Source organism: uncultured Stenotrophomonas sp. (assembly GCF_963519925.1).
Taxonomy (GTDB): Bacteria; Pseudomonadota; Gammaproteobacteria; order Xanthomonadales; family Xanthomonadaceae; genus Stenotrophomonas; species Stenotrophomonas maltophilia_AE.
On record NZ_CAUQPH010000015.1, the window covers coordinates 34,035 to 53,031 of the forward strand.

The window sequence follows — 18,997 nt, forward strand, 5'->3', positions numbered from 1 at the left end:
CCTCGTCCTTAGTCAGCCATCGGTGCGATACGAAGCTTATCTAAGTAATTGGCCCACTGCTGCATCATTTTTGTGCGCTCCGCGATGTGCGTGGTGCGGTTGTAGGCCCGGCCGTTAGGATCCCTGACGGCATGGCCGAGCTGGTGTTCAATGATATCGGGGCGGAAGTTCAAGGCCTCATCCAGCAGATTTCGAGCAGTAGCTCGGAAGCCATGTCCTGTGGCAGTGCTCTTGTCGAACCCCATCGACCGCAGCGCCGCCAGGACGGCTGCCTCGGACATGGGCCGTTTTACGCTTCGGCCCCCGGGGAACACGCACCTGCCGCGTCCAGTGAGCGGCTGCAGCTCGCGAAGCAAGTCGACGGCCTGGCGGGCTAGCGGCACCAAGTGAGCCTGCTTCATCTTCATTCTGCTTGCGGGAATGCTCCAGAGCGCCGCGTCGAGGTCAATCTCCTCCGACTCGGCCTGCCGGAGCTCGCCGGGCCTCACAAAAACCAGTGGTGCAAGCTTGAGTGCGGTCTGAACCACGATCGTGCCCCGGTAGGAGTGGATTGCGCGCAGCAGGCCACCCAGTTCAACCGGATCGACGATGGCCGCATGGTTTCGTTTCTGTGTCGGCGGCAGTGCCTCGCGCAGGTCGGCGACGGGGTTGCGTTCCGCGCGACCGGTCGCGATCGCGTATCGCATGATCTGGCCGCAGTTCTGCATGATCCGGTGCGCCGACTCAATGGCGCCCCTCTCCTCGATGCGCCTGGCCACACGGAGGAAGTCTGGCGCGGTGAGCTCCCCCACCAGCCGGGACCCGATCCTAGGGAATACGTCGTTCTCCATCTAGGCAACGACCTTCACCGCATATCTGGGAACCCAATCCCGCTTAGCCAGCCACTCGCGCGCTGTGACTTCGAACGTATTGGACCCCAGATCGGCTTTTGCTTAGGCGGCAGCCTTGCGATGCACTCCAAGGTCAATACCCCGGGCGAGCAACTGGCGGCTGTCCTCACGCTGCTGCCGGGCGAGGGCCAACGGAACGTCCGGATAGACGCCGAGCGCCAGTCGTTTCTCCTTCCCGTCGAATCGATATTTCAGCCGTCACCAGCGGCCGTCCTTGGGGGACATTTCCAAGTGGAGGCCGCCGCCGTCGAAGAGCTTTTGGGTCTTCACTATCGGCTTGGCGCGGCGCAGAGCGAGGTGAGCGGGGGCATCTGATCGGGGTAGGGGGCAGATGCCCCCAGAATATGCCCCCACGGTCTCATGGCCTGCAACGCACGGCGACAAAACTCGCCGGAAATAAAAAAGCCCGGGAACCCTTGTTGTATAAGGATTCCCGGGCTTCTTAGGATTCTTTCGAACCCTTCGTTGGTGGAGGTGGGCGGAATTGAACCGCCGTCCGAAGGCACTCCATCCCCAGTTCTACATGCTTAGCTCACCGTTTGTTGTCGTCCTGTGGCAGTACGGTGTGCGAAACGCACCCCAGGATCAGCCTGCTTTAGGTTAGGTCGCGACTGACAGGCAGCCATCACGACCGATTCCATGATAATGACCCTACACCGACGAGCATGGACACAAGTGGGTTCGGGGCTCCGCCTAAGTCGGCAGAAGGTAACTCAAACAGCTTTTAGGCTGCGAGAGCGACCGGAGCGTAGTTGTCGTCGTTGGCAACTAGAGTTTTGCGGCTGGATTTACGAGGAAAGCTGCCCCCTCGGCATGCACCAAGTGACTTCACAACCCCCGTCGAAACCAATGCACCCCCGGTTTCTTCAAGAACTGCAAGGCGTCTGGCGACCCAGACGTTACTTGATAGGGCCGATCCTACTCCGATTCAGCTGAACAGTCACCTGAAAACGTCACGGCCCTGTCGGTCTTACCTTCCTTCACGCTGGCGCTTGCTGTCGGCCTGGTGCTTGGCCCGCACCTTGCGCTCGTGGTTCTGCGCGTTGCGCTGGGTCATGGCCTGCTTGCGGGCTTCGGGTTCGGCGCGGGCCATCAGGGCTTCGATCCGTGCCACCAGGCGGCGGTGCTCCAGGGAATCGTAGGTCTGGGTCTCGGAGGCGTCGCGCTTGGCGTTGCGCTGCAGGTAGGTCAGCACCTTGAGCAGGGCGGCCGGGTCCATGGCCCGGGTGAGCTCGGCGAAGATGGTTTCGTAGGCGGCGATGTCCGCCTGGAGCAGGGCAGCAGGATCCGCGCTGGGGGCGGTGTCCTGGGATTCTTCTTCGGTCACGGAGGGCTCCGGGGGTGTGGGGTGAAACGCGGCCGGGCAGGGCCCGGCGCTGCGTGAATACAGGGCGGTCAGGCGTCGCGGTTGTGGCGGCGCATGGTGCGCTGCTTTTCGCGGGCCCAGTCCCGGTCCTTTTCGGCGTCGCGCTTGTCGTGGGTCTGCTTGCCCTTGGCCAGCGCCACTTCCAGCTTGATCTTGTTCTTGCTCCAGTACATCGCGGTGGGCACGATGGTGTAGCCGTCGCGTTCGACCTTGCCGACCAGCTTGTCGATCTCGCTGCGGTGGAGCAGCAGCTTGCGCTCGCGGCGGTCGTTGGCGACCACGTGGGTGGAGGCCTGGATCAGGGGGGTGATCTGGGCCCCGATCAGGAAGATCTCGCCGTCCTTGATGTAGGCGTAGGCGTCGACGATGTTGCCGCGGCCGGCACGGATCGACTTCACCTCCCAGCCCTGCAGGGCCAGGCCGGCCTCGAAGCGGTCTTCCAGGCTGTACTCGTGGCGGGCACGCTTGTTGAGCGCGATGGTTTTGTTGGCCGTCGCGTTCTTTGCTTTATCCTTGGCGCTGTTCTTGCTCATTCACCTATTGTCTCCGATTCGGGCCCCCCGTGGTCGATTCGCCAGCCAAGCCTTCGCATGCCAACTATTCGACGTAGTGCCCTGGTGGAACATTCGGCAGCCCGCATGTTCGACCTGGTCAATGATATTGATGCCTACCCGCACCGCTTCCGCTGGTGCTCGGCTGCGCAGATCCTGGAAACCGGCCCCGACCGGGTGGTGGCGCGGCTGGACCTGGGCCTGGGGTCGTTTTCGACCTGGTTCATGACCGAAAACACCCTGCAGCGCCCCCATCACATCGATATGCAGCTGCGCGATGGTCCGTTCAAGCGCCTGCACGGCCGCTGGGAATTCCATGCGCTGGCCGAAGACGCCTGCAAGGTGACCCTGACCCTGGAGTTCGAGCCCAACTCGCGCCTGCTCGGGCCGGCACTGGCGCTGGGCTTCCAGGGGCTCGCCGACCGCATGGTCAACGATTTCGTCCGCGTCGCCGACGAGCAGGACTGAGCCATGATCCGGGTCGAAGTGGTGCTGGCCTGGCCGGAGCGGGTGGCGTCACGCCTGCTGGAGCTGGCCGAGGGCGCCACGGTGGCCGATGCGATCGCGGCGGCGGCGATCGAGGGCAGTGACGCCTGTCCGGCGGTGGCCGTGCATGGAGTGGTCGCCAGGGGCGACCAGCCGCTGCACGACGGGGACCGGGTGGAGCTGCTGCGCCCGCTGCTGGCCGACCCGAAGGACAACCGGCGGCGGCGCGCAAAGGCGAGGTAGCGCCGCTGCACAGCGCACGGCGCTGCCCGGCGGCCACCCGCGCGCGGGATCAGCGGCCGCGCTTCTTCTTGTCCTTGGCCAGGTTGCGGCCGAACTGGCGCACCTGGTCCCGGGCCAGCTGGGCGTCATCGTTCGGGAAGAAATCGCCTTCCCAGCGGGTGACCTGGTCGTTCTCGAAGAACACGGTGAAGTTCTTCACTTCGGTACGGCCCAGGCGATCTACCCGCTGGCTGGCGGTGTAGTCCCAGCGCTGCGCATGGAACGGGTCGTCGATCGACGGGGTGCCCAGCAGGGCGTTGACCTGCTGCTTGCTCTGACCGACCTGCAGCTGACCGACGGACTGCTCCCGGATCAGGTTGCCCTGGTAGATGGGTTGCTTGTAGATGATGCCGCAGCCCGTGGTGGACAGGGCAACGGCGGCGACCAGCAGGAGATTGCGCATCGGGAATGGCGGTTGGGGAAATCGAGTCGATGATACACTCCGAACGTGTCGCCGCGACCCGATCCGAGGCAGCTGGCGCTAAATCGCCAATGAACGGAGACCTATGGAAACCCACGACCTGCGCAAAGTTGGCCTGAAGGTGACCCATCCGCGTATGCGGATCCTTGCCCTGCTCGAGCAGCGCGACGCCCAGAAGCACCAGCACCACATGACCGCCGAAGACATCTACCGCCAGCTCCTGGAGCACGGCGACGAGATCGGCCTGGCCACGGTGTACCGGGTGCTGACCCAGTTCGAGGCCGCTGGCCTGGTACTGAAGCACAACTTCGAGGGCGGCCAGGCCGTTTACGAGCTGGACCGCGGTGGCCACCACGACCATATGGTCGATGTCGACTCGGGCAAGATCATCGAATTCGAAAGCCACGAGATCGAGGAACTCCAGCGCAAGATCGCCGCCGACCACGGCTACGAGCTGGAAGAGCACTCGCTGGTGCTCTACGTCCGTAAAAAGCGCCGGTAACCGAAGGTTACCCGCCCGGTAGCTACCGACCGTTGGCCGGTAGACCTTTTATAGACCCCGGGTCACCCCCGGGGTTTTTCATTTCACCGAACCGCATCCGCCTGCACCGGCGGCAGCAGGGCCGCAAGGTCCACCGCCTCGGCCATGGCGCGGTTGCCGGCATCGCCGGGGTGCAGGTGGTCGCCGGAGTCGTAAGCAGCGGCCAGCCGTGAAGGGTCGGCCGGATCGCGCAGCGCTGCGTCCAGGTCGATCACTTGGTCGAACGGGCTGGCATCGCTGCGCAGCCAGGCGTTGAGCTGGGCGCGCAGCGCGTCCTTGGGCGGCTGGTAATAGTCGTCCAGCGGGGTGCCGGGCAGGGCGCCGGCAAACGGCGTCAGGGTCGCTCCCAGCACCCGTAGTCCCCGTGCATGCGCGCGCTGCGCCAGGCGGCGGTAGCCCTCCTGCAGCTCGGCCAGGGTCGGCGGCGGCTGGTCGCGGGCAAACGCGGTGCCCGGCCAGCTGATGTCGTTGATGCCGATCAGCACGATCACGCTGGCCACCCCCGCTTGGTCGAACACGTCGCGCTGCAGGCGCGCCAGCGCCGATTGGCCCATGCCGTCGCGCAGCAGCCGGCCGCCGGAAATGCCCGCATTCACTACCGCCACGCGCTGCACTACCAGCCGCATGGCGAGGTGATCGGTCCAGCGCTGGTCGCGGTCCAGGCTGGCGCTGGCGCCGTCGGTGATCGAGTCGCCGATCACCACCACGCTCCGCGCCGGCGTCGGCGTGTCCACCTCGATGCCGGTCAGGAACAGGCGTGCGGTGGTGCTGCTGCCATCGTGGAGGGTGGCGCGGGCAGTCTGGTTGCCGGGCGCCAGCGTGCTGGTCTGGCGCCCGTCCCAATGAAAGGTCTGCAGGGGCGTAGGCCCGGGTACGTAGACACTTACCTGGACCGATTGCCCGTCAGTGGTGGGCACGGCGAGCGGATCGCTCATGACGTCCTGCCCGGGTGCGATCTCGGTGCCGGCCTGCCCGGCGAAGGACAGTGCGACCGGCGTGGCACCGGGAACCGTGCCGACGCTCACGGCGCCGATCCTCAGCGGGGTGCTGCCGTAGGCGTTGCTGAGCCGCACCCGCAGGCGCGCGCCGCCCAGACTGATCCGCGCGGTCTGCCGGAACGTCTGCTGGTCCAGTGCGGTGGGGATGCCGGTCGGAAACAGGAAGGCAGCGTCCCATACCGGTTGCGGGCTCGCCTGCCAGCTGGCGACCCATTGCGTGGGTGCGGAAGGCGGCGGCGGGGCGGTTCCAGCTGTGGCGGAGGTGGCACCCAGTGCAAGCAGGGCGCCGGTGGCGAAGCGGGTCAGGGGGTTCATCGCAGCGCATCCAGGGAAGGTGTGGCCATGGTGCGCGGGCGTCCATCTGTGAAATAGACTGCCGCTGGAAAATCATCTGTGAATTGGATTCACCCTATGGCCGCGCCCGACATCAATCGATCAGGACAGCTGGAAATCTTCGTGCGGGTGATCGAGGCCGGCAGTTTCTCGGCCGCCGCCCGCGCGCTCGACATGAGCCCCTCGGCCGTCAGCAAGCTGGTCGCGCGGCTCGAACAGCGGCTGGGCACGCGCCTGCTGCAGCGTTCGACCCGGCAACTGCAGCTGACCCCGGAAGGGTGTGCGTTCTACGAGCGCGGCCTGCGGGTGCTGGCCGACCTGGATGAAGCCGAACGCTGTGCCAGCGCCCATGCCGAGCCGCGCGGGCGGCTGCGGGTGAATGCGAATGTGCCGTTCGGGCACCACTTCCTGCTGCCGCTGCTGCCCGCCTTCCTGGCCCGGCACCCGCAGGTGGCGGTGGACCTGGTGTTGACCGACGAAGTGATCGACCTGCTGGAGCAGCGCACCGACGTAGCGGTGCGCGCCGGGCCGTTGAAAAGCTCCAGCCTGGTGGCGCGGCGCCTGGGCGCGACGCGGATGATGATCGTGGCCGCGCCGGCCTATGCGGCACGCCACGGCCTGCCGGACGACGCCACGGCGCTGCTGGGGCACAACCGGCTGGATATCGGGCACGCCCGTGCGCAGTCGGGCTGGCCGGTGCTGCAGCAGGGGCAGGTCGAGGTGGTGCCGCCGGGTGGCAATGCGCGCGCCAGCGATGGCGAAGCGGTGCGGCGCCTGGCGGTGGCCGGGTTGGGGCTGGCCCGGTTGGCCCCGTTCCAGGTGCAGGCCGACCTCGCCGCCGGGCGGCTGCTGCCAGTCCTGGAGCATGCCAACCCCGGCGACCTGGAGGACGTGCATGCGGTGTTCGTGGGGCAGGGCGGTTACCTGCCGCTGCGGGTGCGGGCGTTGCTGGATTTCCTGGTGGAAAACGTGGACCTGGGCAGGCCGGTGGCCTGACCGGTACATGTCATCGGCAGGTGCCTGCGCCCCCAGCCACGCAGGGCGTGGCTCTACGTTTCCTGCAGCAGTTTGCGTGCGGCTGCGCGGGCTTCCTTGCTGACCTCCACGCCGCCGAGCATACGCGCCAGTTCTTCCTCGCGGGCACGCGTGTCCAGCTTTTCCACCGCGCTCTGGGTCATGCCGTCCACCGGTGCCTTGCTGACCCGGTAATGCGCGTGGCCCTTGGAGGCGACCTGCGGCAGGTGGGTGACACACAGCACCTGGCGCTTTTCGCCAAGCGCACGCAGCTTCTGGCCGACGATGTCGGCCACCGCGCCGCCGATGCCGGAGTCGACTTCGTCGAACACCATGGTCGGTACCGCATCCAGGCCCAGCGCCGCGACTTCGATGGCCAGCGAAATGCGCGACAGCTCGCCGCCGGAGGCGACCTTGCGCAGGGCGCGCGGCGGTTGCCCGGCATTGGCGGCGACCAGGAATTCGACCCGCTCGGCGCCGTTCGGGTCCGGCCGGCCGGCCGCGTGCGGTTCCAGTTCGATCAGGAACTGGCCGCCACCCATGCCCAGCTCGCCGATCAGCGTCGTCGTGGTGTCGGACAGGGCCTTGGCCGCCTGGGTACGGCTGGCGCTCAACGTTGCCGCCACCGCCTGCCACTGGGCGGCGGCGCGGTCGATCTCGCCGGCCAGCGCCTGCAGGCGCACGTCGGCGCCCCGCAGCTGCTCCACTTCGGCTTCCATCGCGTCGCGCTGCTCGGCCAGCGCTTCCATCGGCACCCGATGCTTGCGCGCCAGGTCATGCAGGCGGCCCAGCCGGCGTTCGATGTCCTCGAACTGCTCCGGGTCGGCGTCCAGGTCGTCGTGCACGCGGTCCAGCAGGGCCAGGGCCTCGTGCAGCTGGATGACCGCGCTGTCCAGCAGCGCGTCCACCTCGCCGAGGCGGGCGTCGTGTTCGGCCACGCGCGACAGGTCGTGGCGGGTCTGCTGCAGCAGCTGCAGCACCGACACCTCGTCGTCGCCATTGAGCCGGGCGGCGGCCACGTCGCAGGCGCTGACCAGCGCCCCGGCGTGGGCCTGGCGGCGGTGGCTGCTGCCCAGTGCGACGATCGAGGCCGGCTCGAGGTCTTCGCGCTGCAGCTCGCCCAGCTGGTGTTCCAGGAAGCCGATGCGGTCGCTGACATCGCCCTGGCGCGACAGCGCCTCGGCTTCGTCCACCAGCGCCTGCCAGCGCGTGGCGGCCTGGCGCACCTGGGCGCGCTCGGCGTCGTTGCGCGCAAAGGCGTCCAGCAGGGCCAGCTGCGACGGCCGCGCCAGCAGCGCCTGCTGCTCGTGCTGGCCGTGGATTTCGACCAGCATGCCGGCCAGTTCGGTCAGCTGCGAGAGGGTGACCGGGCGCCCGTTGATCCAGGCCCGCGAACCGCCGTCGGCACGGATGATCCGGCGCAGCTGGCACTGTTCGTCATCGTCCAGTTCGTTCTCGCGCAGCCAGCGCCGCGCCGGGGCATCGTCGGCGGGCGCGAACTCGGCCGACAGTTCGGCGCGTGCCGCACCGTGGCGGACCACGCCGCTGTCGGCGCGCAGCCCGGACAGGAAGCCCAGCGCGTCGACCATCAGCGACTTGCCTGCGCCGGTCTCGCCGGAAACCACGGTCATGCCCGCGCCGAACTCCAGTTCGGTGGCGCGGACCACGGCAAAATCCTTGATCGATAGATGTCTGAGCATGGTGTTGGGTTCTCGAGCCGCGCAACGCTAGCATGGGCGGGGGGCAGCTCCAATCGGCAATTCCCGATCCCTTGCCGGGCGGTGGCCTGCCATTATCCAATGTCGCGTCTCACAGGTTGATTCCATGCACCCCTCCGCGCCCCATCTCGCCCCGCGCGCCCGCCACCTGCTGCGGACGCTGATCGCGCGCCATATCCAGGACGGCGAACCGGTCGGGTCGCAGACCCTGGCCCGGCTGGCCGGGCTGGACGTGAGCCCGGCCACCATCCGCAACATCCTCGGCGACCTGGAGGATCTGGGCCTGCTCAGCTCGGCGCACGTCTCGGCCGGGCGCGTGCCCACCGCGCACGGCTACCGGGTGTTCGTGGACAGCCTGGTCAAGATGCAGCCCCCGGGCGAGGGCGAGCTGACCCGCCTGCGCAGCGAGCTGTCCACCGGGGCGGGCACCCAGGCCCTGCTCGGCAGCGCGTCGGAACTGCTGTCGGCGATGAGTCATTTCGTCGGCGTGGTCGGCGCGCCGCGGCGTGAACAGTTCGCCTTCCGGCACATCGATTTCGTGGCGCTGGATGCGCGCCGGGTATTGGCCATCCTGGTGTTCGCCGACAACGAGGTGCAGAACCGGGTGATCGAACCGCGGCGCAGCTGGGAGCCGGCCGAGCTGGAGCAGGTCGCCAACTATCTCAACGCGCACTGTGCCGGCCGCCCGCTGGCCGAGATCCGCTCGCGGCTGCTGGTGGAGCTGCGCGAGGCGCGTTCGGAAATGGAACAGCTGCTGGCGCACAGCGTGGAACTGGCCGAGCAGGCCATGGCGCCGCCGGCCGACGACATGGTGCTGGCCGGGCAGACCCGGCTGATGGGGGTGCAGGACCTGTCCGACCTGGACCGGCTGCGTGAGCTGTTCGACCTGTTCGCCAGCAAGCGCGAGATCCTGCAGCTGCTGGAGCGCACCATCCAGGCCCCGGGCGTGCGCATCTTCATCGGCGAGGAGACCGGGGTGATGCCGCTGGAGAACATCTCGCTGGTCACCGCGCCGTACTCCGCCGGCGGCCAGGTGCTGGGCGTGCTGGGGGTGATCGGGCCGAAGCGGATGGCCTATGACCGCATGATCCCGCTGGTGGAGGCTACCGCGCAGGTGCTGGGCGCGGCGCTGGATGTGCCGGCCGGGGGCGGATTGTCCCGGGATCGCACATAACGCGCGCCCTGGCTCTTGAATCGGGTCCGGCCGCCCACATAGGGGTGGGTGGAGGCGGAGAGTCACCGCCAAGGATCCGGAAATGAACCAAGATCAGCCTGATATCGCATCCCAGACCCCGGCCGGCGACGCCGCCGCGGGTGACACCCTGCAGCAGCAGCTCGACGCCCTGCACAACGAAGTGGCGCTGCTCCGGTCCGAGTCGCTGCGTGAGCGCGCCGACCTGGACAACCAGCGCAAGCGCGTGGCCCGCGACGTCGAACAGGCGCGCCGCTTCGCCAATGAAAAGCTGCTGGGCGAACTGCTGCCGGTGTTCGACAGCCTGGACGCCGGCCTGAATGCCGCCGGCGCCGAGCCGAGCCCGCTGCGCGAAGGCCTGGAGCTGACCTACAAGCAACTGCTCAAAGTCGCCGCCGACAACGGCCTGACCCTGCTCGACCCGACCGGCCAGACCTTCAACCCGGAGCACCACCAGGCGATCAGCCAGGTCGACGCCCCCGGCGCCGCCCCCGGCAGCGTGGTGCAGGTGTTCCAGAAGGGCTACCTGCTCAACGACCGCCTGCTGCGCCCGGCCCTGGTCGTGGTCGCGCGGGACTGACCTGAACGCGTTTCGCCACGATCGGACACTGTGTTCGACAGGTGGCTTGAAAGTGACAGCAGCGTCCCACACATCCCATTCATAACCCGGCAGCAGCCGGATGTTTCCCACATTTCAGGAGTCTCCCCCATGGGCAAGATCATTGGTATCGACCTCGGCACCACCAACTCGTGCGTGGCGATCATGGACGGCGGCAAGGCCCGCGTCATCGAAAATGCGGAGGGCGACCGCACCACGCCTTCCATCGTCGCCTACACCAAGGACGGCGAAGTGCTGGTCGGTGCCTCGGCCAAGCGCCAGGCCGTGACCAACCCGAAGAACACCTTCTACGCCGTCAAGCGCCTGATCGGCCGCAAGTTCACCGACGCTGAAGTCCAGAAGGACATCGCGCACGTGCCTTACGGCATCCTGGCCCACGACAATGGCGACGCCTGGGTGCAGACCAGCGACGGCAAGAAGATGGCGCCGCAGGAAATCTCCGCCCGCGTGCTGGAGAAGATGAAGAAGACCGCCGAAGCGTTCCTGGGTGAGACCGTCACCGAGGCCGTGATCACCGTGCCGGCCTACTTCAACGACAGCCAGCGCCAGGCGACCAAGGACGCCGGCCGCATCGCGGGCCTGGAAGTCAAGCGCATCATCAACGAGCCGACCGCTGCTGCCCTGGCCTATGGCCTGGACAAGGGCGACGGCAAGGACCGCAAGATCGTCGTGTACGACCTGGGCGGCGGCACCTTCGACGTGTCGATCATTGAAATCGCCAACGTCGACGGTGAGAAGCAGTTCGAAGTGCTGGCCACCAACGGCGACACCTTCCTGGGCGGCGAAGACTTCGACAACCGCGTCATCGAATACCTGGTGGACGAGTTCAACAAGGACCAGGGCATCGACCTGCGCAAGGATCCGCTGGCCCTGCAGCGCCTGAAGGACGCCGCCGAGCGCGCCAAGATCGAGCTGTCGACCAGCCAGCAGACCGAAGTGAACCTGCCGTACGTCACCGCCGATGCCTCCGGTCCGAAGCACCTGAACATCAAGCTCACCCGCGCCAAGCTGGAAGCGCTGGTCGAAGACCTGATCAAGAAGTCGATCGAACCGTGCCGCATCGCGCTGAACGATGCCGGCCTGCGCTCGAGCGACATCAGCGAAGTGATCCTGGTCGGCGGCCAGACCCGCATGCCGAAGGTGCAGCAGGCCGTGACCGAGTTCTTCGGCAAGGAACCGCGCAAGGACGTCAACCCGGACGAAGCCGTGGCGCTGGGTGCGGCGATCCAGGGCGGCGTGCTCGGCGGCGACGTCAAGGACGTGCTGCTGCTGGACGTGACCCCGCTGTCGCTGGGCATCGAAACCATGGGTGGCGTGTTCACCAAGATCATCGAAAAGAACACCACCATCCCGACCAAGGCCTCGCAGGTGTTCTCCACCGCCGAGGACAACCAGTCGGCGGTGACCGTGCACGTGCTGCAGGGTGAGCGCGAACAGGCCCGCTATAACAAGTCGCTGGCCAAGTTCGACCTGTCCGGCATCGAGCCGGCCCCGCGCGGCCTGCCGCAGGTGGAAGTGTCCTTCGACATCGACGCCAACGGCATCCTGCACGTGTCGGCCAAGGACAAGAAGACCAACAAGGAACAGAAGGTCGAGATCAAGGCCGGTTCGGGCCTGTCCGAGGACGAGATCGCGCGCATGGTCGCCGACGCCGAAGCCAACCGCGAAGAAGACAAGAAGTTCCATGAGCTGGTCCAGGCCCGCAACCAGGCCGACGCGCTGATCCACGGTACCCGTACCGCGATCACCGAACACGGCAGCAAGGTCGGTGGCGACGTCATCGGCAAGGTCGAGGCGGCCCTGGCCGACCTGGAAACGGCGATGAAGGGCGACGACAAGGCACAGATCGAAGCCAAGTCGAAGACGCTGGAAGAAGCCGGCCAGGCGCTGTTCGCGGCCGCTGCCGCGGGCGAGCAGGGTGGTGGCGCTCCGGGTGCCGACGCCGGTGCCGCAGGCAACGGTGGCGCGCACGACGACGTGGTCGACGCCGAGTTCACCGAAGTCAAGGACGACAAGAAGTCCTGATCCGGACAGCCGACGGGACGTTGCGCAGGCAACGTCCCGTTGTCGCATCCCTGAACGCCTGACTGCCGGAACCCGATCCAAGCCATGAGCAAGCGCGATTATTACGAGGTGCTGGGCGTTTCCCGCACCGCGACCGAAGAAGAACTGAAAAAGTCCTATCGCCGCTGTGCGATGAAGTACCACCCGGACCGCAACCCGGGCGACAGTGCCGCCGAAGCCTCCTTCAAGGAGTGCAAGGAAGCCTACGAAACCCTGTCCGATGCCAACAAGCGCCGCATGTACGACGCGCACGGCCATGCCGCGTTCGAGCACGGCATGGGCGGTGGCGGCGGCCCGGGCGGCCCGGACATGGGCGACATCTTCGGCGACATCTTCGGCAACATCTTCGGTGGCGCCGGTGGTGGTCCGCGCCAGGCCCGTCGCGGTGCCGATGTCGGCTACGTGATGGAACTGGACCTGGAAGAAGCGGTGCGCGGCATCGAGCGCCGTATCGAAATCCCCACCCTGGCCGAGTGCGACGACTGCAACGGCAGTGGCTCGGAAGACGGCAAGGTCGAAACCTGCAGCGTCTGCCGTGGCCAGGGCCAGGTGCGCATCCAGCGTGGCATCTTCGCCATGCAGCAGGCCTGCCACAACTGCAACGGCCGTGGCCAGATCATCCAGACCCCCTGCAAGACCTGCCACGGCAACGGTCGCGTGGAGGAAGACAAGGTGTTGTCGGTGAAGGTGCCTGCCGGCGTCGATACCGGCGACCGCATCCGCCTGGCCGGCGAAGGCGAGGCCGGTCCGGCCGGCACGCCGCCGGGCGACCTGTACGTGGAAGTGCGGGTGCGCGAGCACGCGATCTTCCAGCGCGATGGCGACGACCTGCATTGCGAAGTGCCGATCCGGATCTCGCAGGCCGCGCTGGGCGACACCGTGCGCGTGGCCACCCTGGGCGGCTATGCGGAAATCCGCATTCCGGCCGAAACCCAGACCGGCAAGCTGTTCCGCCTGCGCGGCAAGGGCGTGCGGTCGGTACGCAGCCGCAGCGAAGGCGACCTGTACTGCCGCGTGGTGGTGGAAACCCCGGTCAACCTGACCAGCGAACAGCGCAAGCTGCTGGAGCAGTTCGAAACCACCTTCACCGGCGAGGAAGCGCGAAAGCATTCGCCCAAGTCGGCCACGTTCATCGATGGCGTGAAGGGTTTCTGGGACCGCATGACCTCGTAAGCGGGGATGGTTCCATCGGTAACGAAAAACGCCGGGCACGTCCCGGCGTTTTTTGTGCGCGTCGCAATCGGCGGAACGGTGTGGCTTGATTCACGCGGTAGGTACCGACCGTTGGTCGGTACGCTCTAAAATGGGCCATGAACGATTCCCTGGAAAGCCATCTGGTCCATGGGCGCCGCCAGCGCCCGGACGGTCCGTCGCCGGTCGACGTCATCTCGGTGCAGTCGCAGCTGGTCTACGGCCATGCCGGCAACAGCGCGGCGGTGCCCCCGCTGCGCGCGCTCGGCGTGCGCGTGGCCGAAGTGCCGACCACGCTGCTGAGCAACGCGCCGTTCTACCCGACCACGCGCGGGCGGGTGTTGCCCGCCGACTGGTTCGCGGACCTGCTGCTCGGCGCTGAAGAACGGGGCCTGCCGGCGCGCGCGAAGCTGCTGGTGTCCGGCTACTTCGGCAGCGTTGGCAACGGCGCCGCCTTCGCCGACTGGCTCGAGCGCGTGCTGCCGGCATCGCCGCAGCTGCGCTATTGCCTGGATCCGGTGATCGGCGACACCCACACCGGCCCCTACGTGGAGCCGGGGTTGGAAACCATCTTCGCCGAACGCCTGCTGCCGCACGCCTGGCTGGTAACGCCGAACGCGTTCGAGCTGGGTCGCCTGACCGGCATGCCGAGCCTGGCCGAAGCCGATGCCATCGCCGCGTCGAAGGCGCTGCTGGCGCGGGGGCCCGAATGGGTGCTGGCCCACAGCGTCGGCGGTGACCCGGGTGAGCTGGTGACGCTGGCGATCAGCCGCGACGCGATCTGGCGCTGGACCTCGCCGCACCTGCCGGTGGACGTGGCCGGTACCGGCGATGTGCTCATGTCGCTGCTGGTGGCGTTCCTGTTGCGCGGTGAGCGCTTCGAGCAGGCGCTGTCGCGTTCCATCTCCGGCGTGCATGCCGCGCTGGAAGCCACCCTGGCCAACGAGCATGAAGAGTTCGACGTGCTTGCCGCTGCGCCGGCAGCGCTGGCGCAACCGCATCGGTTCCGCGCCGAGCGCCTGGCGTGAGCCTGCGCCCGGTCGTCGGCATCGTCGGCAGCGCAGGCGCCTACGGGCGGTGGCTGCGTATCTTCCTGGAGCAACGGATGGGGCTGGAAGTGATCGGGCATGACCCGGCCGATCCGCAGTCGCACGATCCGGAAACCCTGCTGGCGCGGGCCGAGGTGCTGGTGTTCTCAGCTCCCATCCGGCACACGCCGGCGCTGATCGCAGAGTACGTTGCCCGTTCGGCCGGTCGCGAAGCCGGTCGGCTGTGGCTGGACGTGACCTCGGTCAAGAGCGAACCGGTGGCGGCCATGCTGCGCTCTCAGGCCGAGGTGGTGGGCCTGCATCCGATGACGGCACCGCCCAAGGCGCCCACCCTGAAGGGCAGGGTGATGGTGGTATGCGAAGCGCGCCTGTCGCAGTGGCAGCCGTGGGTAACCGCGCTGTGTGCCGCGCTGGAGGCCGAATGCGTGCAGGCCAGCCCCGAGCACCACGACCAGGTGATGGCACTGGTGCAGGCGATGGTGCACGCCACGCACCTGGCCCAGGCGGGGGTGTTGCGCGGGTATGCCGCGCAGCTGGGTCCGCTGCAGGACCTGATGCCATACCGGTCGGCCTCGTTTGAACTGGATACCGCGATCATCGCGCGGATCCTGTCGATGAACCCGGCGATCTACGAGGACATCCAGTTCGGCAACCCGCACGTGGCGCCGATGCTGGACCGCCTGCTGGAGCAGCTGCAGCGCCTTCGCGACCAGGTCGCACAGGGCGATGATGCGGCGCGCGCCGCGTTCCGCCAGCAGCTGCTCGCCGACAACCGCGCGCATCAGGGTGACGCACTGCTGGCCGACGGCAACTACACCTTTGAACGGGTCGGCTACCTGCTGGCGGACCTGACCGAGCGCAATGCGATCAGCGTGCACCTGCCGGAAGACCGTCCGGGCTCGCTGCGCGAGCTGCTGCATGTGTTCGAACGGCACGGCGTCAGCCTGGCCTCGATCCATTCATCGCGCACGCCCGGCGGCGAAGTGCACTTCCGGATGGGATTCGTGGCCGGTAGCAGCCTGCAGGCCCTGCAGCGCGCCGCGGTGGAGATCGACGCCACCGGCATCGGGCGGGTGCTGCCACGCTGACGCAGTGCCGCATTCATCCACAGGGGGTGTGGATGACATGCGGACAAGCGTGTGGATAACCGTGCGCAGGGCCGGTGGCACAAGGCTGTCAAGATGGCTGGCGATTAATTGACCAGCGCCGCACGACCAACGGTCGTGCGCTACCGGCGGCACGGCATCGTGTCCGCACCAACCCGTCGGCCACGGTTCCCGCCCGGTAGGTACCGACCGTTGGTCGGTACGCCTCAAATCGTCAGCGTCAACCCGCCACCTTCAAGACGGAACACGCGTCCATCACGCACCAGGCGCTGGCCATCGTCCAGCTCATAGCGCACCTGCGGTTCGGCCGCGTCAGCCTGTGCACCCGACGGCTCGCTCTTGAACTCGATGATCACGTAATCCTTGCCATCGGCGTCGATGGCGGGGAACTGTCGAAACGACATGCAACACCTCCTGCGGAACCATGGACCGTGGCCACGATGCGATCCCCCGCGTTAGCGGTGTGTCATCAATCGATGAACTGCAGCTTCGCCAGTTCAGCGTACAGCCCGCCTTCGGCCAGCAGTTCAGCGTGCGTGCCCTGCGCCACGATGCGGCCGTGGTCCATCACCACGATCCGGTCGGCCTTGAGCACGGTCGCCAGGCGGTGCGCGATCACCAGCGTGGTGCGACCGGCCATCAGTCGTTCCAGCGCCTGCTGCACCGCGCGTTCACTCTGCGCGTCCAGCGCACTGGTGGCTTCGTCCAGCAGCAGGATCGGTGCGTCCTTGAGCAGGGCGCGTGCGATCGCGATGCGTTGCTGCTGGCCACCGGACAGGCGCGCTCCGCGTTCGCCCAGTTCGCTCAGGTAACCCTCCGGCAGCGCCTGCAGGAAGTCGTCGGCCTCGGCCGCGGCTGCCGCGCGCTGCACCTCGTCGTTGCTGGCTTCCAGCCGGCCGTAACGGATGTTGTCCAGCGCGCTGCTGGCGAACAGGGTGGGCTGCTGCGGTACCAGCGCCATCTGCGCGCGCAGCTCCGCCGGATCGACCCGGCGCACGTCCACGCCGTCCACCTGCACGCTGCCGGCCGCCGGATCGTGGAACCGCAGCAGCATCGACAGCACGGTGCTCTTGCCGGCACCGGAAGGTCCCACCAGCGCCACGGTTTCGCCGGGACGGACATGCAGGTCGAAATGTTCCAGCGCGGCGGTATCCGGACGCTGCGGGTAGTGGAAGACCACGTCCTGGAAGCGGATCTCGCCGCGCAGCGGCTGCGGCAGCGGCAGCGGGTCGGCGGGACGGGTGATTTCGACCTCTTCCTGCAGCAGCTCGGCGATCCGGCCCATGCCACCGGAGGCGCGCTGCAGTTCGTTCCAGACTTCGGCCAGCGCCCCGACCGAGCCGCCACCGATCAGCGCGTACAGCACGAACTGGCCCAGCGTGCCGGCGCTCATGCGGCCGTCGATCACATCATGCGCGCCCAGCCACAGCACGCCCACGATCGCGCCGAACACCAGCACGATCGCGGTGGCGGTGACCAGCGACTGCGCGGCGATGCGGCGCCGCGCGGCGCGGATCGATTCGCCCAGTGCGGCGTTGAAGCGGCCGCGCTCGTACGGCTCGCGCGCATGCGCCTGCACCGTGCGCACCGCGCCCAGGGTTTCCGCAGCGAGGCTGTTGGCGTCGGCGATGCGATCCTGGCTGGCGCGCGAAATGCCGCGCAGGCGGCGCGCGCCGATGATGATCGGCAGCACGGCCAGTGGAATGCCCACCAGCGACCAGGCGGCCAGGCGCGGACTGGTCACGAACAGCATCACCAGGCTGCCCACCACCGTGACGCTGCTGCGCAGGGCCACGGACATGGTGGAGCCGATCACGCTGCGCAGCAGTTCGCTGTCGGCGGTCAGGCGCGACACCAGCTCGCCGCTGCGGCTGCGGTCGTGGAATCCGGCGCCCAGTGCGATCAGGTGCGCGTACAGGCGGCTGCGCAGGTCGGCCACGACCTTTTCGCCGAGCAGCGACACGAAGAAGAAGCGCGCGGCGGTGGCCAGCGCCAGCACCACCGCGACCAGGAACAGCAGCGCGAAGGCGCGGTTGATCTGCCCGTCGCTGTTGAAGCCATGGTCGATCATCTGCTTCACCGCCGGCGGCAGGCTCAGCGTGGCTGCCGAAGACACTGCCAGCGCCACCAGCCAAGCGGCGAACAACCCGCCGTGGCGGCGCACGAACGGCCACAGCGTGCCCAGGCTGCCGAGGCGGCGCAGGGCGGGGGCCGGCGAAGGCACGGGCGGGGTCTGTGGATCAGTCATGGGCAAAGCCTGGTTCGGTGCGTGCATGCACCCGGATACGATCACGGGTGGCGTCGCGAAGGCGGATTTTCAACGGGTCGACCTGGTCGGCCGGCAGCCGCACCTGCAGTTCCACCCCGGACGCGGTGAAGGTTTCATCCAGCTTGTCGGCCAGGTGCAGCGCCAGCGCCGCATGCAGCGCGCCCAGGTCCTCGAAGCCGGCCTGCAGGGTCAGCTCGGCCAGTGCCACCAGCGGCAGCCGGGGTGCGGTGCGCAGGCATTCGGCGGCGGTCCCGCCATAGGCCCGCACCAACCCCCCAGCGCCAAGCTTGATGCCGCCGTACCAGCGGATCACCACCACCATCACCCGGTCGAAGCCCTGGCCATCGATCGCCGCCAGGATCGGGCGACCAGCGGTGCCCGCTGGTTCGCCATCGTCGCTGGAGCGGTACTCGTTGCCATGCCGGTAGGCCCAGCAGTTGTGCGTGGCGTCGGCCACCGCCACCTGCTGCAGGAACGCCAGCGCGTCGCCGGGCGCGTCGATCGGTGACGCGTGCGCGATGAAGCGACTGTGTTTGATGTCCAGGCTGTGGCTGACGGTGGTGGCGAGCGTATCGGGCATCGGCGTCATTGTAGCGCCGGCCACCCTCTGCGCCGGGTACGGCCCGGCTCAGGGATCGAGCAGGGCGCGCAGGTCGCCCGGTATGCGTGCTTCCGGGTAATGCTGCAGATAGCGTTCCAGGCTGGCGCGCGCGGTCTCCAGGTCACCGGCATCGCGACGCTCGCGGATGCGCTTGATCCACTGCCGACGCGGCAACGTTGCGTCGGCATCGACCGCCTGGGTGAGGGCATCCGGCGACGCCATCGCGCCCTGCGTTGCAGCGGCTGCAGGCGTCGGCGGCGCAGCGCGGCGCATGACGCCCGGGGCGCCCTGTGCGCTGGGTGCGGC

At 67.8% G+C, this 18,997-nt stretch carries 20 protein-coding genes, 1 other RNA gene and 1 pseudogene; 10 read left to right on the plus strand and 12 right to left on the minus strand.

Translation table 11 applies throughout. The annotated features are described in order from the left end of the window. Positions 1-8 precede the first annotated feature (8 nt). From RWO33_RS05085 to smpB, 5 genes are all read right to left on the minus strand, one after another. On the minus strand, positions 9-830 hold the full coding sequence (locus tag RWO33_RS05085; RefSeq protein ID WP_314102737.1) for a site-specific integrase: 822 nt from the start codon (positions 828-830) through the stop codon (positions 9-11). A gap of 102 nt (positions 831-932) precedes the next feature. Continuing rightward, complete coding sequence (locus RWO33_RS05090) at positions 933-1,085, minus strand: Arm DNA-binding domain-containing protein (RefSeq protein WP_314102765.1); 153 nt, start codon at positions 1,083-1,085, stop codon at positions 933-935. 271 nt (positions 1,086-1,356) lie between these two features. Further along, positions 1,357-1,749, minus strand: a transfer-messenger RNA (tmRNA) gene (gene ssrA, locus RWO33_RS05095). 111 nt (positions 1,750-1,860) lie between these two features. Continuing rightward, positions 1,861-2,217: a hypothetical protein gene (locus tag RWO33_RS05100; protein ID WP_314102739.1), complete on the minus strand. Its 357-nt coding sequence runs from the start codon at positions 2,215-2,217 to the stop codon at positions 1,861-1,863. Positions 2,218-2,285: 68 nt separating this feature from the next. Continuing rightward, entirely contained in the window at positions 2,286-2,789 is a 504-nt protein-coding gene (smpB, locus tag RWO33_RS05105) for an SsrA-binding protein SmpB (protein ID WP_145477914.1), read from the minus strand. A gap of 57 nt (positions 2,790-2,846) precedes the next feature. Between smpB and RWO33_RS05110 the strand changes: the two genes are divergently transcribed. Both RWO33_RS05110 and RWO33_RS05115 read left to right on the plus strand, forming a co-directional pair. After that, positions 2,847-3,275, plus strand: coding sequence for a type II toxin-antitoxin system RatA family toxin (locus RWO33_RS05110; RefSeq protein WP_145477913.1), 429 nt, complete (start codon positions 2,847-2,849; stop codon positions 3,273-3,275). 3 nt (positions 3,276-3,278) lie between these two features. Beyond that, the gene (locus RWO33_RS05115; RefSeq protein WP_314102742.1) at positions 3,279-3,536 is read left to right on the plus strand and encodes an RnfH family protein; all 258 of its coding nucleotides are present in this window, start codon (positions 3,279-3,281) and stop codon (positions 3,534-3,536) included. Between the two features lie 49 nt (positions 3,537-3,585). Here RWO33_RS05115 and bamE read toward each other — a convergent pair whose 3' ends face one another. Further along, positions 3,586-3,978, minus strand: coding sequence for an outer membrane protein assembly factor BamE (gene bamE, locus RWO33_RS05120; protein WP_145477911.1), 393 nt, complete (start codon positions 3,976-3,978; stop codon positions 3,586-3,588). A 103-nt stretch (positions 3,979-4,081) separates the two neighbouring features. On the opposite strand from bamE, the gene fur reads away from it, so the two are divergent. Then, on the plus strand, positions 4,082-4,498 hold the full coding sequence (gene fur / locus RWO33_RS05125) for a ferric iron uptake transcriptional regulator (RefSeq protein WP_145477910.1): 417 nt from the start codon (positions 4,082-4,084) through the stop codon (positions 4,496-4,498). Positions 4,499-4,581: 83 nt separating this feature from the next. Here the strand turns inward: fur and RWO33_RS05130 are convergent, their stop codons facing one another. Further along, positions 4,582-5,850, minus strand: coding sequence for an SGNH/GDSL hydrolase family protein (locus RWO33_RS05130; protein ID WP_314102745.1), 1,269 nt, complete (start codon positions 5,848-5,850; stop codon positions 4,582-4,584). Positions 5,851-5,946: 96 nt separating this feature from the next. On the opposite strand from RWO33_RS05130, the gene RWO33_RS05135 reads away from it, so the two are divergent. Next, a complete protein-coding gene (locus RWO33_RS05135; protein WP_314102747.1) occupies positions 5,947-6,864 on the plus strand; it encodes a LysR family transcriptional regulator in 918 nt (305 codons plus the stop codon). 53 nt (positions 6,865-6,917) lie between these two features. On the opposite strand, the gene recN is transcribed toward RWO33_RS05135, so the two are convergent. Next, positions 6,918-8,582 (minus strand): DNA repair protein RecN, encoded by a 1,665-nt coding sequence (recN, locus tag RWO33_RS05140; protein ID WP_314102749.1) that lies wholly within the window; start codon positions 8,580-8,582, stop codon positions 6,918-6,920. 124 nt (positions 8,583-8,706) lie between these two features. On the opposite strand from recN, the gene hrcA reads away from it, so the two are divergent. From hrcA to RWO33_RS05170, 6 genes are all read left to right on the plus strand, one after another. Then, positions 8,707-9,774 (plus strand): heat-inducible transcriptional repressor HrcA, encoded by a 1,068-nt coding sequence (gene hrcA / locus RWO33_RS05145; RefSeq protein WP_145477906.1) that lies wholly within the window; start codon positions 8,707-8,709, stop codon positions 9,772-9,774. Positions 9,775-9,856: 82 nt separating this feature from the next. Continuing rightward, positions 9,857-10,372 carry a nucleotide exchange factor GrpE gene (grpE, locus tag RWO33_RS05150; protein WP_145477905.1) on the plus strand — a complete coding sequence of 172 codons (516 nt, stop codon included), beginning with the start codon at positions 9,857-9,859 and terminating at the stop codon, positions 10,370-10,372. Between the two features lie 129 nt (positions 10,373-10,501). Further along, the gene (dnaK, locus tag RWO33_RS05155) at positions 10,502-12,436 is read left to right on the plus strand and encodes a molecular chaperone DnaK (protein ID WP_145477904.1); all 1,935 of its coding nucleotides are present in this window, start codon (positions 10,502-10,504) and stop codon (positions 12,434-12,436) included. 84 nt (positions 12,437-12,520) lie between these two features. After that, on the plus strand, positions 12,521-13,648 hold the full coding sequence (gene dnaJ / locus RWO33_RS05160) for a molecular chaperone DnaJ (RefSeq protein WP_145477903.1): 1,128 nt from the start codon (positions 12,521-12,523) through the stop codon (positions 13,646-13,648). A 137-nt stretch (positions 13,649-13,785) separates the two neighbouring features. Beyond that, positions 13,786-14,694, plus strand: a complete 909-nt coding sequence (gene pdxY, locus RWO33_RS05165; RefSeq protein ID WP_314102756.1) for a pyridoxal kinase — start codon at positions 13,786-13,788, stop codon at positions 14,692-14,694. Beyond that, positions 14,691-15,803: a prephenate dehydrogenase gene (locus RWO33_RS05170; protein WP_314102759.1), complete on the plus strand. Its 1,113-nt coding sequence runs from the start codon at positions 14,691-14,693 to the stop codon at positions 15,801-15,803. The genes pdxY and RWO33_RS05170 overlap by 4 nt, the downstream gene beginning before the upstream one ends. 224 nt (positions 15,804-16,027) lie before the next feature. Here RWO33_RS05170 and RWO33_RS05175 read toward each other — a convergent pair whose 3' ends face one another. From RWO33_RS05175 to RWO33_RS05190, 4 genes and pseudogenes are all read right to left on the minus strand, one after another. Beyond that, a complete protein-coding gene (locus tag RWO33_RS05175; RefSeq protein ID WP_314102761.1) occupies positions 16,028-16,225 on the minus strand; it encodes a hypothetical protein in 198 nt (65 codons plus the stop codon). Between the two features lie 65 nt (positions 16,226-16,290). Further along, positions 16,291-18,069: an ABC transporter transmembrane domain-containing protein gene (locus RWO33_RS05180; RefSeq protein ID WP_145477899.1), complete on the minus strand. Its 1,779-nt coding sequence runs from the start codon at positions 18,067-18,069 to the stop codon at positions 16,291-16,293. Further along, positions 18,062-18,670, minus strand: coding sequence for a YigZ family protein (locus tag RWO33_RS05185; protein WP_145478523.1), 609 nt, complete (start codon positions 18,668-18,670; stop codon positions 18,062-18,064). Before RWO33_RS05185 ends, RWO33_RS05180 begins: the two co-directional genes overlap by 8 nt. 48 nt (positions 18,671-18,718) lie before the next feature. Then, positions 18,719-18,997, minus strand: a pseudogene (locus RWO33_RS05190) (hypothetical protein); the annotation flags it as partial.